The organism is Fibrobacter sp. UWOV1 (assembly GCF_900142495.1).
Taxonomy (GTDB): Bacteria; Fibrobacterota; Fibrobacteria; order Fibrobacterales; family Fibrobacteraceae; genus Fibrobacter.
In genome coordinates this window covers 210,954-226,049 of the sequence record NZ_FRBA01000004.1, presented here as the reverse complement: position 1 = coordinate 226,049, position 15,096 = coordinate 210,954, and the positions used below count along the sequence as shown (strand labels likewise).

The 15,096-nt window shown below is 49.0% G+C and carries 17 protein-coding genes and 2 tRNA genes; 8 read left to right on the top strand and 11 right to left on the bottom strand.

What is annotated here, in order from left to right; genetic code table 11:
• Window positions 1-391: 391 nt before the first annotated feature.
• From BUC02_RS08100 to BUC02_RS08075, 6 genes are read right to left on the bottom strand one after another with little or no spacing between them, the layout of a single operon-like run.
• On the bottom strand, window positions 392-673 hold the full coding sequence (locus tag BUC02_RS08100) for a hypothetical protein (RefSeq protein WP_073321106.1): 282 nt from the start codon (window positions 671-673) through the stop codon (window positions 392-394).
• A 31-nt stretch (window positions 674-704) separates the two neighbouring features.
• Window positions 705-1,115: a hypothetical protein gene (locus BUC02_RS08095; RefSeq protein ID WP_073321104.1), complete on the bottom strand. Its 411-nt coding sequence runs from the start codon at window positions 1,113-1,115 to the stop codon at window positions 705-707.
• A gap of 2 nt (window positions 1,116-1,117) precedes the next feature.
• Window positions 1,118-1,291, bottom strand: coding sequence for a DUF4314 domain-containing protein (locus BUC02_RS08090; RefSeq protein ID WP_139261070.1), 174 nt, complete (start codon window positions 1,289-1,291; stop codon window positions 1,118-1,120).
• 11 nt (window positions 1,292-1,302) lie between these two features.
• On the bottom strand, window positions 1,303-1,680 hold the full coding sequence (locus BUC02_RS08085) for a DUF3846 domain-containing protein (protein ID WP_073321100.1): 378 nt from the start codon (window positions 1,678-1,680) through the stop codon (window positions 1,303-1,305).
• A gap of 13 nt (window positions 1,681-1,693) precedes the next feature.
• A complete protein-coding gene (locus tag BUC02_RS08080) occupies window positions 1,694-1,927 on the bottom strand; it encodes a hypothetical protein (RefSeq protein ID WP_073321098.1) in 234 nt (77 codons plus the stop codon).
• 2 nt (window positions 1,928-1,929) lie between these two features.
• Window positions 1,930-2,334, bottom strand: coding sequence for a hypothetical protein (locus tag BUC02_RS08075; protein WP_073321096.1), 405 nt, complete (start codon window positions 2,332-2,334; stop codon window positions 1,930-1,932).
• Between the two features lie 372 nt (window positions 2,335-2,706).
• Between BUC02_RS08075 and BUC02_RS16145 the strand changes: the two genes are divergently transcribed.
• From BUC02_RS16145 to nudC, 4 genes are all read left to right on the top strand, one after another.
• Window positions 2,707-2,769 (top strand) — tRNA-Met (locus BUC02_RS16145).
• Window positions 2,770-2,918: 149 nt separating this feature from the next.
• Window positions 2,919-4,193: a saccharopine dehydrogenase family protein gene (locus tag BUC02_RS08070; RefSeq protein ID WP_073321094.1), complete on the top strand. Its 1,275-nt coding sequence runs from the start codon at window positions 2,919-2,921 to the stop codon at window positions 4,191-4,193.
• Between the two features lie 92 nt (window positions 4,194-4,285).
• Window positions 4,286-6,184, top strand: coding sequence for a biosynthetic arginine decarboxylase (speA, locus tag BUC02_RS08065; protein ID WP_073321092.1), 1,899 nt, complete (start codon window positions 4,286-4,288; stop codon window positions 6,182-6,184).
• Between the two features lie 109 nt (window positions 6,185-6,293).
• The gene (gene nudC / locus BUC02_RS08060) at window positions 6,294-7,151 is read left to right on the top strand and encodes an NAD(+) diphosphatase (protein ID WP_073321090.1); all 858 of its coding nucleotides are present in this window, start codon (window positions 6,294-6,296) and stop codon (window positions 7,149-7,151) included.
• Between the two features lie 49 nt (window positions 7,152-7,200).
• Here the strand turns inward: nudC and BUC02_RS08055 are convergent, their stop codons facing one another.
• A complete protein-coding gene (locus tag BUC02_RS08055) occupies window positions 7,201-7,740 on the bottom strand; it encodes a hypothetical protein (protein ID WP_139261069.1) in 540 nt (179 codons plus the stop codon).
• Window positions 7,741-7,831: 91 nt separating this feature from the next.
• On the opposite strand from BUC02_RS08055, the gene BUC02_RS08050 reads away from it, so the two are divergent.
• A tRNA-Gly gene (locus BUC02_RS08050) sits at window positions 7,832-7,904 on the top strand.
• A 250-nt stretch (window positions 7,905-8,154) separates the two neighbouring features.
• On the opposite strand, the gene BUC02_RS08045 is transcribed toward BUC02_RS08050, so the two are convergent.
• The 4 genes from BUC02_RS08045 to BUC02_RS08030 form a co-directional block, all read right to left on the bottom strand.
• Window positions 8,155-9,093, bottom strand: a complete 939-nt coding sequence (locus BUC02_RS08045; protein WP_073321085.1) for an HAD-IIA family hydrolase — start codon at window positions 9,091-9,093, stop codon at window positions 8,155-8,157.
• Window positions 9,094-9,108: 15 nt separating this feature from the next.
• A complete protein-coding gene (locus BUC02_RS08040) occupies window positions 9,109-9,753 on the bottom strand; it encodes a hypothetical protein (RefSeq protein ID WP_073321082.1) in 645 nt (214 codons plus the stop codon).
• 47 nt (window positions 9,754-9,800) lie between these two features.
• Window positions 9,801-10,697, bottom strand: coding sequence for an aspartoacylase (locus BUC02_RS08035; protein WP_254794152.1), 897 nt, complete (start codon window positions 10,695-10,697; stop codon window positions 9,801-9,803).
• A gap of 68 nt (window positions 10,698-10,765) precedes the next feature.
• Complete coding sequence (locus BUC02_RS08030) at window positions 10,766-11,209, bottom strand: hypothetical protein (RefSeq protein WP_073321224.1); 444 nt, start codon at window positions 11,207-11,209, stop codon at window positions 10,766-10,768.
• A 276-nt stretch (window positions 11,210-11,485) separates the two neighbouring features.
• Between BUC02_RS08030 and BUC02_RS08025 the strand changes: the two genes are divergently transcribed.
• The 3 genes from BUC02_RS08025 (at window position 11,486) to BUC02_RS08015 (ending at window position 14,862) form a co-directional block, all read left to right on the top strand.
• Window positions 11,486-13,102: a hypothetical protein gene (locus BUC02_RS08025; protein ID WP_073321079.1), complete on the top strand. Its 1,617-nt coding sequence runs from the start codon at window positions 11,486-11,488 to the stop codon at window positions 13,100-13,102.
• A 113-nt stretch (window positions 13,103-13,215) separates the two neighbouring features.
• Window positions 13,216-13,800 (top strand): hypothetical protein, encoded by a 585-nt coding sequence (locus BUC02_RS08020; protein WP_073321076.1) that lies wholly within the window; start codon window positions 13,216-13,218, stop codon window positions 13,798-13,800.
• A gap of 3 nt (window positions 13,801-13,803) precedes the next feature.
• Window positions 13,804-14,862 (top strand): nuclease-related domain-containing protein, encoded by a 1,059-nt coding sequence (locus BUC02_RS08015; RefSeq protein WP_073321073.1) that lies wholly within the window; start codon window positions 13,804-13,806, stop codon window positions 14,860-14,862.
• Window positions 14,863-15,096: the final 234 nt, after the last annotated feature.

The window sequence follows — 15,096 nt, the reverse complement described above, 5'->3', positions numbered from 1 at the left end:
TTGAACCGGGAACCAACGGGTTTACGTTCGTGATGCTTTCGCACCTCCGTGGACTATGTCTTCGCCATGCCCTTGCGGGTTTAGGCGTGGGAGGCTTGTGCGGTCATTAAGCAGGCTCTACTGCTCCGCTAGTCTCTACACCTTCCAGGAGTGTACCCCTGGCTCGGCTCGGCGTTGCCGTGCAGCGTTACCGCTGGTTAGGTTTCACCGATTTCTTCCCATTCGCATCCAACTCTTTCAAGCTGGTGCCACAATTTTTATGAGTCCGACGCTCTAACCGATTGAGCTAAGGCTCCGAGCGCAAAGATAGTAAAAATCGGATTTTTTCAAGTGAATAAATCATATTTTGTGCAAAAAAGAGACCGAAGGCGGCTCCTACTGCCGCCTAAGACTAGAGATACATGGCTTTCACTTGAGCCTTGATTTTTTCATCGGCATCGGACTTCGACAGGTAGTCGCGTATCAGGTCGGGAAAATTGTAGGGCGCCCACTTGCACATATAGGCGGCGACCATGCGGAAGAAATCGGTCTCGACCTGCTTCTCGACGGTCTGCGCGTATTCCTCGCACACGAACCGTTCCGCCATCCAGAATTTCCCCGCATTTCCATTCCCAGCTTCAAAGGGACATTCCTTCTCGCCCTTGTAAAAGCTGCACAGAGTTCTGTAATTCATTGTTTGCCTCGCTTTAAAAATAGCTTTTGTACTATTGCTGCAAGCTGTTCTTGAGCATGTTCACCACGCCATCTATCCAGGAACGGTTCACCTCGTAGCCCGACGCACAGCGCGTCAGATAGCCGCGTACCTTCTTCTCCACGTCCGCGATTCCGTCGAACACGTCGAAGCAGTAATCTCCATCGGCATCCAGTGGCGAACCGCGCCCGGAAATTCTGTCCTGGATGCTGCAAGCGTAATAGACCCGCGGGTAGTCGAGGGCGCATTTCAGCTCCACGTAGCGCCTGTAGCCCTCTCCCTGCCTGAATGTCTGCACATTCTCCACATAGACTCCGCAGTCGTTCTTACGGGCGCAAAGCCATGATTTACACCATGGCCTTGCGTTGTTCGCTTCGCTTGCGGAATCCAGGATGGAAAAGAAATCCAGCTGTCCTTCCGCCATCGTCACCCCTCCAGCAGCCGAACTTTATCGCGTTCAGGCTGAACGGCTAAGCCGCCCCAGGTTCCATGCACTTGACCAGCGTCGTCAATAAAATCAACGACTCCGACCTTTCCCGTGTACTGGGGTTCGCCTACCATTTCGAGAATCTCAATCTTGTCTCCGATTTTCAAATTCATGTTCAGCCCTCCTAGCAATATTCGACCTGCGTCAGCATCGGGTAGCCTTTCGGAAACAGCTTGGTACAAAGTTTTTCCACATGTTCGGAAACGTAATATACATCTTCGTCGCTCAATGTGGTAGTCTCTCCGTCCTTATTTTTTACGACTAGGAGATTGCCGACAAACATAGGCGAACCGAGATTGTCGATGGCACTGATTTTCGCAGGCTCCTTGAAAAGACCTTCGTCGTCGCAGATAATGTCGAAGACCTTTTTTCCGATTTTCCGTTCCTGAATGTCAATCACGGTACACTGCAATTCGCGGTAATAGTCCGCGAGCTTGTTTTCAATTTCGACCGCCTTGTGGGTCTCGTTGATAACGTCGATTAGGTATGCTTTTATCTTCATTGTTTTTTTTCCTTTAGGTTAGTGTCCACTTGTTTTGGATTGCATCGTAAACAACAGCGAAGCCAAGCCTCAAGGCAAGTTCCTTGAGCGCGAGCAGCTTCGCCGCTACGGTGTCGGCTTGCGCCAGCGTGTACCTTTCCATGGTTCCGTTGACGCTTTTCTCCGCCATCTTTTGAAGTTCGTCGGATTTCTGGTTGAACTCGTTCATCATCCGTTCAAGCTGTTCTTTCACTTTCGCCCTTTCCATCGCTATGCCTCCGCGCTTTCTTCTTCGGGTTCTTCTTCAATCGCTTTTTCGATTTCTTCTTCCAGTTCCTCCATCGCCTTCTCGATGCCCTCGTCAAGCAGGTAGCAACGAATCGTCACGTCCGCCCATTCGGCGCCTTTCTCGATGGCGTTGCACTCGCAGCAGAACTCGGTCATGGCCTCGCCAAGCAAGTCCCAGTTTCCCGCGATGTTTTGTTCAGCGTCATAGCTGGAGAACGTATAGGAACCCGAAGCGTTGCCAGTAACGGAATCGTCAACCCAGAACGCATCGCGGAATTTTTCTTTCAGCGTTTCCTTGGACATTCCCTTCACGTCGTGATACCCAAGGTATTCCTTGATGGCTGTCACGCAGTCGTCCTTGATGTTTTCATGGTAGTCGTAACTCATGGTTTTACCTCTCAAAAAAAGAGAGGCTCGCCGTTTGGCGAGCCTCGATGGATTGAATCGAAAGTCGTTTTTTCCCGTCTGGAATCATCAAATTTCTAGTCAACATTATGGTCATTTTTAAACAGTTTTAGTGCTCTTTTGTTCACTACTTAATATACCTAATTTAGTTAGGTTTGTCAATGGCCGTACAAAAAAAATTTTGACGGTCTTTACCCCCTGGTTCAACCTGTTAATTTTTTGTAAATTTTTGACGTCTGGGGATGAGCAAAAAGCTCAAAACCAGGTCACAAAAAGTGGGCTTTTTAAGGCAAAAACAGGGTTTTAAATTGTGAGCTTTTTGTGAGACGTTAATCGAAAACCCAGTATCTACGCGGGACAGGGCAGAGCAGCGGACTCATAACCCGCGGGTTCCGGGTTCAAGTCCCGGAGGTCCCACGAAAGGCGGTTTCATCTAGAAACCGCCTTTCTTTTTTTAAGACCGCAAGTGGCCGTTTGCCTTTTTCTACATTTTAACCAGTCAACATACTCTACCGGGATCGCCATCCCGATGGATTAACTCTCAACAAATGAGGAACAAACAAAAAATGGCAAGAGCATTGATTATCGGTTGTGGCGCCGTTGCCACAGTTGCTATCAAGAAGTGCTGCACCTGCAGCGAAGTTTTTAGCGAAATCTGTATCGCAAGCCGCCATCGCGAAAACTGCGAAAAGCTGGCCCAGGAACTCCGCCCGAACACAAAGACGGTCATTACGACTGCAGCCGTTGACGCCGACAAGGCCGAAAATGTCTCTGCTCTGATCAAGGAATACAAGCCGGACCTGGTGATGAACATCGCGCTCCCGTACCAGGACCTCGCCATCATGGACGCCTGCCTCGAATGCGGCGTGAACTACATGGACACGGCTAATTATGAACCCGAAAACATCGACGATCCCGAGTGGCGCAAAGTCTACGACAAGCGTTGCAAGGAACAGGGTTTCAGCGCCTACTTCGACTACAGCTGGCAGTGGGCTTATAAAGAAAAGTTTGAAAAGGCAGGTCTCACGGCTCTGCTCGGTTCGGGCTTTGACCCGGGTGTTTCCCAGGCATACTGCGCCTACGCCCTCAAGCACCAGTTCGACACCATCGAAGAAATCGACATTCTCGACTGCAACGGTGGCGACCACGGTTACAAGTTCGCCACGAACTTCAACCCCGAAATCAACCTCCGCGAAGTTTCTGCCCCGGGTAGCTACTGGGACACCGACGAAAACGGCAAGGGTCACTGGGTTGAAATTCCGGCCATGAGCATCAAGCGCGAATACGTGTTTGACGAAGTGGGCAAGAAGGACATGTACCTCTTGCACCACGAAGAAATCGAATCCTTGGCCCAAAACATCCCGGGCGTCAAGCGCATCCGCTTCTTCATGACGTTCGGCCAGAGCTATCTGGACCACATGCGCTGCCTCGAAGACGTGGGCATGCTCAGCACGCAGCCCATCAAGTTCCAGGGCCAGGACATCGTTCCTATCCAGTTCCTGAAGGCTCTCCTTCCGGACCCGGCAAGCCTCGGCCCCCGCACCGTCGGTAAGACCAACATCGGTTGTATTTTCAAGGGCACCAAGGATGGCAAGCCGAAGACTTACTACCTCTACAACGTTTGCGACCACCAGGAATGCTACAAGGAACTCGGCAGCCAGGCAATCGCTTACACCACAGGCGTTCCGGCCATGTGCGGCGCCATGATGGTGCTCACCGGCAAGTGGAATAAGCCGGGCGTACATACCGTGGAAGAATTTGACCCGGATCCGTTCATGGAAGCCCTCACCAAGTACGGCCTCCCGTGGAAGGAAAACTTCAACCCTGTGCTTGTTGATTAGTAGGAAGTAGGAAGTTAGAAGTAGACAGGAATAACGCAGGTGAAACTGTCTACTGCCTACCGTCTACTGTCTACTGATCCGAAGGATCATTCATGAAAAAATGGCGCATTGACGATTCCCGCGACTTGTATAACGTCAAGGGTTGGGGCGTGAACTTCTTCGACATCAACGAGAAGGGCCACGCAACGGTTCACCCGCTCAAGGAAGGCGGTCCGGACATCGACCTGTACGAACTCGTTCAGGAACTTTCGCTCCGCGACGTTTCCACTCCGATGCTGCTTCGTTTCCCGGATATCCTGGATAGTCGCATCGAGAAGATTAACGAGTGCTTTAACAAGTCCCGTCAGGAATACGGCTTTAACGGAAGCTACTACAGCATCTTTCCGATCAAGGTGAACCAGCAACGCGCTGTTTTGGAAGAAATCGTCAGTCACGGCAAGAAGTACAACATCGGTCTCGAGGCCGGTTCCAAGCCGGAACTGCATGCGGTGCTCGCGAACATGGACAACCCGGATTCGCTGATTATCTGCAACGGCTACAAGGACGAAGACTTTATCGAACTTGCGCTTCTCGCGCAGAAGATGGGCAAGAAGATTTTCGTCGTCGTCGAAAAGATGAACGAGCTTCACCTAGTGGTGGAATTGTCGCGCCGTATCGGAGTGCGTCCGAACATCGGCATCCGCATCAAGTTGGCAAGTTCCGGTAGCGGCAAGTGGGAAGAATCCGGCGGATACCACAGCAAGTTCGGCCTCAACAGTTCCGAACTGCTGGAAGCTCTCGACTACATCAAGCAGGAGAAGATGGAAGACTGCATGAAGCTCATTCACTTCCACTTGGGTAGCCAGATTACCAACATCCGCCACATCAAGAGCGGCCTTCGCGAAGTTTCGCAGTTCTACGTGCAAATTAAAAAGATGGGCATGGGCCTTGAATTTGTGGACGTAGGCGGCGGTCTCGGTGTCGATTACGACGGCACCCGCAGTTCCAACGCAAGCTCGGTGAACTACTCCATTCAGGAATACGCCAACGACGTGGTGTACGCCATGTTCGAAGCCTGCGAAAACGGCGGTGTCGCACACCCGAACATCATCGCAGAATCTGGCCGTGCTCTTGCAGCGCACCATTCCATTCTGGTATTCAACGTGCTTGAAACTGCGGGCCAGGCGTTCTTCGACGAGAATACGCACGAGATTGACGACGACGCTCCCGATGCACTGAAGGACCTTTACGGCATCTACAAGGGTCTCACGCCCAAGAACCTGCTGGAAAGCTGGCACGACGCCATTCAGCTGAACGACGACGTGCTCAACGGTTTCAAAGTCGGCGATTACGACTTGCCCACCCGCGCCATGTGCGAACGCCTGTTCTGGAGCATCGTGCGCAAGGTGGACCTGCTCGCCAAGGACTTGCGTCATCCGCCTTACGAACTCAGCGAACTCCCACGCCTGTTAGCCCAGAAGTATTTCTGCAACTTCAGCTTGTTCCAGAGCCTGCCGGACAGCTGGGGCGTAGACCAAGTCTTCCCGCTCATGCCGATCCAGCGTCTGAACGAAGAACCGACCGTCGAAACCACCATTCAGGATGTTACTTGTGACTCCGACGGTAAAATCGACATGTTCGTCCGTGGTGGCGACGTGAGCCGCACGCTCCCGCTGCATGAACTCAAGAATGGCGAACCGTACTACATCGCGGTCTACCTCGTGGGCGCCTACCAGGAAATCCTCGGCGACCTGCACAATCTCTTTGGCGACACCAACGCAGTCCATATCGTTTGCAACGACAAGGGCGGCTACGAAATCGACAAGGTGATTGACGGCGAATCCGTGGAAGACGTGCTTGACTACGTGAACTTCAGCGACAAGGCGCTCGTGCGCACCATGGAAAACTGGGTGTCTCGCTCCGTGAAGGAAGGCAAGATTACCCTGCAAGAAGGCAAGGAATTCTTGAACATCTACCGTGGCGGCCTGTACGGTTACACGTACCTGGAGTAGACAAAAGAAAGTGTCATCCTGAGCTATACGAAACTTGGCAACTTGTTGCCTTAGTTGAGTTATCCTCTATGTGGAGGAGTGCGCAGCACGAAGTCGAAGGATCTAATTCATGATTCACGAGATATCTCCTCACGTATTCAATAACGAATTCAAAGTCGTTGACCCCAAGGCCACCGACTTTGTTATTCGTTACAATGGATCCAAGACGCTTCTCAAGAAGAGCGGCGACGGCTATGCAATTCCGCGCGTAGGCGAACTTTTGGAATCGCAAGGAAAATCTCTCGATGACTTTGAAGGACATTACCTTTTCAGTATCGATGACACAGCCTTCTTTTTAGATGACAGCAAGGCTACGGTCGAAGCAGAAGCTCCTGTCGGCTACGAATACATGGGCAACCGCACCTTCCGCGGCATGAATCCCGTAGAACGTATGGGAGGAGCCACTGCGGCCCACATCGCCCACTGGGAATCCTTGAACAAGTTCTGCGGCCGCTGCGGAAACGTGACTATTCGCGGCGACCACGAACGTTCCGTCATTTGTCCCAAATGTGGAAATGTGGTTTATCCGAGAATTTCTCCTGTGGTCATCGTTGCAGTACGCAACGGCGATAAGCTCCTGATGGCGCACAACATCGACAATCCGAATCCGAGACTTTTCTTGATTTCGGGATTTGTGGAAATCGGCGAAAGCCTGGAACAGGCCGTTCACCGCGAAGTCATGGAAGAAGCGGGCCTCCGCGTGAAAAACATTCGCTATTTCGGTTCGCAACCGTGGCCCTTCAGCGACTCGCTTATCGCGGGCTTTACCGCAGAACTCGATGGCGACGACACAATCCACATGCAAAAGGAAGAACTTTCCGAAGCCATGTGGGTCAAGCGCGAAGACATTCCCGAATACGAGACCGACGTCAGCATCAGTTGCTGCCTCATCGAGAACTTCCGCCGCGGCTTTACGATTAATCCATAATGTCTTCCCGGACTTGATCCGGGATCTCCTTTTCTACTAAAAAAAGCAATCATTTCTTACTTGTATCAGCAGGCGCCGCTTCAGGCTTCGGAGCGAGCATCACGTAAAGCGTGTCGTGCACCACAACTGTGTCGCGGACATAAACCGTATCCGGTTTGCAGGCAACAGCAGCGGCCACAGATTCTACACTTGAAGAGGATTTTACCGCAGACGAAGACGAAACCGCAGCCTTCACAGAAGAACTTGACTTTGCAACAGCCGAAGACTTGCCTTTGTTCTTCTCTTCTGCCTCGATCTTTTTCATCAAGGCCTCACGTTCTTCACGCAGCTGGACAAGTTCCTTCTTGTAGCGGTCCTTCGTCATCGGACGACGTTCACGAGCATACTTACCCTCGACACGGTTGATTTTACGGTCCAACTCGCGAACTTGATCGTACAGAGGCCCCTCCCCTTCAACTTCAGAAGTCGGGGAAAAGAACTCCACAAACTTTTTCCACACGGATTTTTCTTCGGCATACCCCGCCGAAACCAAAAGCGTTAAGCATACGACAAGCCCAATACGGCCCGACATCAAAGATTTCGTAAACATGCCTCAATGATAGAAAAATCAGACAAAACGACACCCGCAAACCGCCCCACCCCTTTACAAACAGCCCATTTTTTCTAAATTAACAGCACTCGCGGGAGTAGCTCAGTTGGTAGAGCGCGACCTTCCCAAGGTCGATGTCGAGGGTTCGAAACCCTTTTCCCGCTCTAAAGCAGAAAACCACCCTATCGGGTGGTTTTTTGCTTTATTCGCGGAAGGGTTTCTAAGAACCCTCGAAGAGGGTTCGACTAAATTCTTTTGTGGACGCAAGGCCGTGAAAAGAATTTAGGACTTACCGCGTAAGTGGTAAGCCCGTAGGGCGGCAAGCCAGCCGCGTAAGCGGAGACTGGCGAAGCCGTCAAACCCTTTTCTTTAGTTATTGTGAGTTAACAAACCCTTTACAGAAAAAAGTGTAGCTTACAAGTAATAATCCGGCCTAATTCCTAAGGCCTTTTCATCCGCCTCAAGTTCATCTGCCGGCACATTCCGGCCCACCACAAGGGCAGAATCAAAGCCCGCGATACGCGCACCCAACACATCCGTGCCCAAAGTATCGCCTACCATCAGCACGCGAGAACCTTCAGGCAGACTCCGCTTGACCTTCTCCCAAATCGCAGGGAATGGTTTACCTAAATAATAAGTTTCGCAACCCGCACCCCCATTTGCCTCGCACATGGAATCGCGGCGCAACCTTTCGCTGAGCTCGCCCGATACCGGCTCGCGAACCGTCATGCCATCGTCCCCCGGAATCTTCGGCGCCCAAGCGTCCGAATTCAACACCAAAAGCATCGAGCCCGGGCGCCTTAAAATCTTTACCGCCTGCTCGTACGTTTCAGGCGTATCCTTCGCCGATGAAATCGCCACAATCGGCTCCACCGGTTCGACCGCCGGAGCTACCGCCTTAATGCCGCAATTTTCAAGCACATGCTTGCCCGTTTCGCGCCCGATGTAATACACCTCGCGCACAGCCTTGCCACAACCGCGCAATTCAGCGCACAAATCCTTGAGCAAACTTCCCGAAGAAATCGTCTCGGTCTCGCTAAACGCGAAGCCTCGCTTGCCCGCATCGGCCGCAAGCACCGAATCCACATCAGAGGCCGCATTCGTAATCAGACGCATCTGCTTACCCGCCGCGCGCAGCATTGTATACCAATCCAGCGCGCCCTCGTAAACAAAGCTCCCGCGGTTATAAAGCGTGCCATAACCGTCAAAGCAGAACGCATCGTAACGGTCCAGCAAATCTTCCATGCGCACACGACGCGGCGCAGGCGACTCGCCCGCCGCAGGTACAACAAACCCCTGCGATTCAATAATTTGCTTATACCGCAGGTAGATTTCCGTTTCGAATTGGGTCATTGACTCAAATGTCGCCTAGCAGCGGCTATTCAGAATCCCGTAGTCGCGGCCTTCCACCGGAATCACGAGCTGCAGTTTCGAAAGCACGTCGATATGCTTGTCGAATTCGGCCTTAAAATCTTCGCCGAGTTCTTCTTCGTCATCGTGATTCAAGTTGTAGGCAACGTAGCTGCCGTCCGGGAAAATCGAGATGCAACAATCCCACGTGATGTCGCCTTCCTGTTCTTCCTCGTCATCATCGCGATCCTTGCTTTCAAGCATCAGCATCGGACGCGGGGCAGGAATCGCTTCGGCATGGCCGTTTTCAAAAATAAAGTAGTTGCGGCTCACGAGCTCATGTTCAAGCGCCATCGTCGAAGGCGTGCGTTCAAACTCGTTGCGCAGCCTGCGGATATTGCCCAAGTCGTCTTCGTACGGATCCTGGAAATCCTGCGGCAGCACCACCTGGTAGTAGTCGAATTCCTTTCCGCTCTTGGCATAGGTTTCCTGCCATTCCTGCGGCGGTTCCGGGCGAAGCGTCAAGAAATCCTCGAACGCATCCAGAATTTCCGAAAGGCGGGAATCCCACGGTTCGTTTTTCTGGTTCTGCACCAAGTCCATGAAATTCTTCAGGCGTTCTTCACCCGAAATTTCCTTCAGTTCTTCATTTTCTTCAATCATATACTTCCTACTGTCTACTTCCTACCGTCTACCGCGCCTTTGGCGCATCACCATTCCTCGACGCTTTTCACCGTGAGGCTCATCGCGATATCCTTTTCGTAGTACGCAGGCTCGCTAATGAAAATCGGATACACCGGACTTTCGCCATGGTACAAAATATCTTCGCCGTCAAATGTACGGAACAGCTTGTCGCCATCCTTGAGTTCGCGATAGTCGCGCCCCATCAATTCCGGATGAATCATCGCCTGGATCGCTCCACCACCCTGCGGCTTGGGGTAACCCAAATCCTTGAACTGCGTATAGACTTCCACCTTAATCGGCGCCCTTTTCTGCAATTCACCGCGGTTCCATTCCTCGGCAAGCTCCAAATAGCGCTTCACCAGGCGTTCCGATTCCTCGAAAATCGCGGCATCCAGCGTCCCGTGCTGCTGCGGGCCAATCTCGATGCACACATCCGCCTTTGCCACCGTTCCAAAATACGGCGAAGCGGAGCGTTCTTCGGGCTGGTAATAAATCCACGCATCCTTGAATTCCTGCGTCAGCACCGCCGAGGCGCGCATCGTAAACGGGTCGCGCGCCGAAAGAATCAGGCAATAGCCCATGTTTGAGCCCGTGTTGTGCACATCCAGAAGCAAGTCCGTCTTGGTATCAGCCCCCTTCGGGCCATACAAAGCATTCAGTTCCTTAGCTCGACGGAACTCGTACTGCTGCGGCTCCACCGTCACATCTAAGCAAGTCTGCGAAAAAGCGCGATTCAAGTCATGATCGCGATAGCGGCGGTTCAAGCGTACCGCTTCGGGGTTAGCAAGCACCAAATCCACCTTGGCGCTACAGAGCGAATTATAACACTCTGGGTGTTCCATCCATTTCTGGACAAGGCGAACCCCCGTCCGTTCGTTACCGTGGGTACCACCTGCAACGACTATGGTATTTATCAAACTCATACCCATAATATAGAAAATCCCCGCTTGCGCAGGGATTATTCTACGGATTAAACACCTCCATGGTTAAATCAGTTTTCGCCATTATGCATTTCAGTCTGTTCGCGATCAATCGTGTAAGTCAAGTATTCTCTAAAGTCACGGTCAATCGTAACCCCTTCGAAATCCTCGACATTATCAATATGAACATCGAATACCGACTGATTGTCAATCCATGCCTGGATATCGAAGTTTTCGATCGTGATTGTATTATCACGCGGGCCTTGCGCCACATATTCGAGTTTTGATTTCGCGACCCACCCCTGACCGCAACTTCCCTTCACAAGAACCTCCGTATCGGAATCCTTGAGAATCGTCAGTTCGTCATTGAAGTGAGCGGTGCAGACAACCGCGCCACCACCTTTCTGGGCTGTGACATCGATGTCTCCCAACTTTGACTTAACCTTCCTGGCAGCGAAAGAGGTCGATACCAGAACGGCTAGCATTACAAACAACATTACTTTTACGCTTTTCATGATGGACCTCCGTGTTATCGGGGCAACCAACCGCCCCACCTCCAAGATACAAACCACCCCATTCGCCAAACCAGCGAATGTAAACATTTTAATAGTCCAAGTTGGAATACCCCCACGTCATTGCGAGCGCTCCGCGCGAAGCAATCTACAGCACATTCCGCCGCAATTGTCTTCCCGGCCTAGAGCCGGGATCTCCTTTCTACTAAAGCAAAACGCATATTTCTATTAACATTTTGAAAGATTTTAAATTATATTCTTTCTAAAAAGAGGGATGTTATGAGTTTCGCAAAATATTTTTTGTTCCTTAGTTGCGCGGCATTAATATGCGCCTGTACAGCAACCATTTCATCTGACGACGAAGATGAAATTTCTTCTGTTTCCAGTAGCTCAGGCAAAAAATCAAGTTCAAGCAAAACTTCCGATAAGAAGTCTAGTGCCGTGGAAAAAGATAAAAGCAGTTCAAGCAACTCCGATGACGAAATATCCAGCAGTTCTGTTGAAGAACTAGATGAATATTGCATTGGCGAACCGGGAAAGCCGTGGGACGGAACAACTGCCAAAAAATTTGCATGCGGTGCAGGAACTAAACTCAGCCCTTATGTCATCTTGACTGCCGAACAACTCGCAAAACTTTCTTTTATCGTCGGCTCCAACGATAAAGATTATCAAGGCAAATATTATAAACTAGGCGCAGATATAATCTTGAACGATGGTAAGATTATCGACGAAAAGGGCGCACTCGTTGCGGACTCCTCTAAACTCCACAAATGGACTCCTATCGGCAATTCAAGCGTCGCCTTTACCGGGACCTTCGATGGCGACAGCCACACCGTCAGCGGAATGTTCATCAACACGACAAGCTCGCATAACGGACTGTTCGGAAACAATCAAGGCTCAATATCGCACCTTATATTGAAAAATTCTTGGGTAAGCGGTGGAAAATTTTCTGCAGGAATTGCAGGAATCAATGGAGGTAGTATTACTCAAGCAACCAATTACAGTTCAATAATTGGAAACGAAGATTGCACTGGAGGTATCGCAGGACAATCAAATGGTCCATACCCCAAAAAATCAATGATTTCATCAAGCACAAACCATGGAATAATCAAAGGGAAAAATTATACCGGAGGCATAGCAGGACAAGCTTATCAGGCATCGATAGAAAATGCTGAAAACTACGGGTTAGTAGAAGGAGGTTCTAATGTAGGCGGAATTGCCGGAAGAGGAGCATACACTTATGTAAGCAGCTACTTTATGGATTGTAAAAACGCCCTGAACCACGCAAACATAATCGGTGAAAATAATGTTGGTGGAATAATTGGCGGCGCGGGTTACGTCAGCCCCACTATTTCTAGCGGCGGCATTCTTGCTACAGTAACCAATGTCAAAAACGAGGGGCAAGTTTTAGGGAAAAAATACATCGGAGGGATTATCGGTTCTGCAAATAGGGTCTCTATAAATAATGCAGGGAATAGTGCTTCTATAGAAGGATCAGATTATATTTCAGGTATTATTGGCAATCTATTAGGATCAAATTCTAGTTATCTCTATAACACCGGCAGTGTATCTGGCTCAACATATGTGGGTGGTCTTATCGGATACAACCAAGAAGGCGTCACTAGTTCCGCCTATTCTACCGGCAAAGTTGACGGAGATTCTCTAGTCGGTTTGATGATTGGCTACAACTACAACACCACTATGGCAGACTACTACTATCTGGAACAAGGAGACCAAGAACCCTTCGGCCTTAACAACGGCGGCGGAGTCGCCACCCCCAAATCAGCAGACGAAATGAAATCCTCAGACTTTGCAGAACTCCTCGGCGAAGATTTCGTTTACGACAGCGGTTTGAACGACAGCTACCCCATTTTAAGTTGGGAACAAGAAGAATAGTCCACAATGTTTTCCCCGACCTGGTCAGGCGGACAGCACTTAGCCCTTTAGCGCTTAGTGCGCATGGCCACCAAGGTGGGGATTTCCTTTTCAACTAAAACACAAACTTGAATATGAAACTTCCTATCATCACATTATTCTTTATTGTTAGCGCAACGTTCGGCTACGATTTGCAATATCACCCTTTTTTATTGCAGGTCAAGGACAAACATGGTGTAACCCTAGCCAAAACCCTTGACAAAGTGTATGGCGATAAAATTTCTGTAAAAAACAAGCGGTGCTATTATTTTGAATTAACCCGTGATGCCGATATAGAATACGAAATCGATAAATGCCGAATTGATTATACTCAAAAGAATATCTATTCCCAAGCCGATCGGCTAAATGGTATAGAAATCAAAGGAACTCTTTGGATTGAAGGCAACTCCTTCCGTACACGTAAAGTCGGCCGCGAATGGAGTGAATGGAAATCTACTGAGCTTTTTCCAGCTTTACAATGGTATAGCAGAACAGGTTTTGAATTTCGAAAACAAAATGGCGAATTTGAATTCACACCCACTCGAGGTGTACAGAACATTCGTGGTTCATATAATTACGTAAGTAAAAACCGTGCCAAAGCAATACAAAACGGCGATGCACCCGGCATCGTCATCAAAGAAAGTGGTTCCGGCAAAATTGTAATTCAGGAAAGCAAATAGATTTTGGGAACAATCCTTGGCATAGCAATTGTAATCGCTTTTATATTTGCAGCGATTGACGGAGCAACCAAACCCCGTCGCAGAAGACGTCGTCATTCAAGAAGTAACGACGATGGTGATGGTTGTCTCGGATGCTTAGCAGTCTTTGCAATTTTCATTTGTATTTGGATCGGCCTACTTATTCTCAATTTTATCAAAGACCACAGCACCGCTTTTGCTATTGGCGGCATCATTCTTGTATTAATTATCATTGTCGCAGTAATTGTTTTCAAAACAACCCAAACTGAAGAATTTCCAGAAGACATTGAACCAACATACCCTAAAATTTTTGAAGCAAAAAAATTCACTCCCAAAGAACAAGTTTTCTCAAACCGCACATCGAAACAAGATTCCATTCCATTTACCAAAGAACAATTAAGCGTTCATCCAGCAACTTATGAAGATGTTGTCGGTACCATTCCCACCGCGGCAGAAATGGTTGGTAAGTTGGGAGAGGATGCCGTAAGTAGAGCCGTATGGGCTGCATGTCAATTTGACAAGCGACATTATAAAATTTTAAGAAATGTCTATGTTCCAACAATTGACGGATATTCAGAAATTGATGTTCTGCTTTTGCATGAAACAGGCATCTATGTTTTTGAAAGCAAGAATTTATCAGGATCTGTCTACGGCGATGAAAAACACCCTCAATGGCAACGCTACAAGACTAATGGAAAAAAAGGCCCTATACCTAATCCTATCTTACAAAACAAACGGCATATAGACTGTTTATGTGTCTTTTTAAATCAAAATAAATACCAGTTCCGCGCATTCAGTATGATTATTTTTGGAAACAAATCAAAATTAAAATATATCCCAGAAAACAAATCTCTTACGAGCATTCACGAAATTTGCAACTTAGAAATAGAATTGGTCAAGAAAATGCAAGCCGAACAAATTTTTTATAGTGCAGAAACCATTGATGATTGGTGCAGAATGTTACTGCCGTACACTCAATTATCCGAAGAAGAAAAAAAGGCTCATATAGAACGAATCACTAAAAAATTCGGAAAAATCAATTAATTCGCTAATTTCAGTAGGCGAAATCACCAAAGAAAGTAATATGCAAATTTTGCATATTACTCTCTCCAAGTATAAGCCAACGATCAATCTAAAATTAGAGCGTATTGACATTGTCAATATAAAAGACTCCCTAAAGCCTGCAATATAATTGCTGGTTAAAAAAAAGCGTACTTCAACACAAACCAACTGTCAAGGAATACTTGACTGTTCAAACAGAAGAAAAACGAACTCGCA

Coding starts and splice junctions, on each gene's coding strand:
- BUC02_RS08025 (WP_073321079.1), top strand. CDS start 11,486: ATGAGTTTCGCAAAATATTTTTTGTTCCTTAGTTGCGCGGCATTAATA.
- BUC02_RS08035 (WP_254794152.1), bottom strand. CDS start 10,697: ATGAGTTTGATAAATACCATAGTCGTTGCAGGTGGTACCCACGGTAAC.
- BUC02_RS08030 (WP_073321224.1), bottom strand. CDS start 11,209: ATGAAAAGCGTAAAAGTAATGTTGTTTGTAATGCTAGCCGTTCTGGTA.
- BUC02_RS08055 (WP_139261069.1), bottom strand. CDS start 7,740: ATGTTTACGAAATCTTTGATGTCGGGCCGTATTGGGCTTGTCGTATGC.
- BUC02_RS08040 (WP_073321082.1), bottom strand. CDS start 9,753: ATGATTGAAGAAAATGAAGAACTGAAGGAAATTTCGGGTGAAGAACGC.
- BUC02_RS08090 (WP_139261070.1), bottom strand. CDS start 1,291: ATGAATTTGAAAATCGGAGACAAGATTGAGATTCTCGAAATGGTAGGC.
- BUC02_RS08020 (WP_073321076.1), top strand. CDS start 13,216: ATGAAACTTCCTATCATCACATTATTCTTTATTGTTAGCGCAACGTTC.
- BUC02_RS08100 (WP_073321106.1), bottom strand. CDS start 673: ATGAATTACAGAACTCTGTGCAGCTTTTACAAGGGCGAGAAGGAATGT.
- BUC02_RS08070 (WP_073321094.1), top strand. CDS start 2,919: ATGGCAAGAGCATTGATTATCGGTTGTGGCGCCGTTGCCACAGTTGCT.
- nudC (WP_073321090.1), top strand. CDS start 6,294: ATGATTCACGAGATATCTCCTCACGTATTCAATAACGAATTCAAAGTC.
- BUC02_RS08080 (WP_073321098.1), bottom strand. CDS start 1,927: ATGGAAAGGGCGAAAGTGAAAGAACAGCTTGAACGGATGATGAACGAG.
- speA (WP_073321092.1), top strand. CDS start 4,286: ATGAAAAAATGGCGCATTGACGATTCCCGCGACTTGTATAACGTCAAG.
- BUC02_RS08095 (WP_073321104.1), bottom strand. CDS start 1,115: ATGGCGGAAGGACAGCTGGATTTCTTTTCCATCCTGGATTCCGCAAGC.
- BUC02_RS08075 (WP_073321096.1), bottom strand. CDS start 2,334: ATGAGTTACGACTACCATGAAAACATCAAGGACGACTGCGTGACAGCC.
- BUC02_RS08085 (WP_073321100.1), bottom strand. CDS start 1,680: ATGAAGATAAAAGCATACCTAATCGACGTTATCAACGAGACCCACAAG.
- BUC02_RS08045 (WP_073321085.1), bottom strand. CDS start 9,093: ATGACCCAATTCGAAACGGAAATCTACCTGCGGTATAAGCAAATTATT.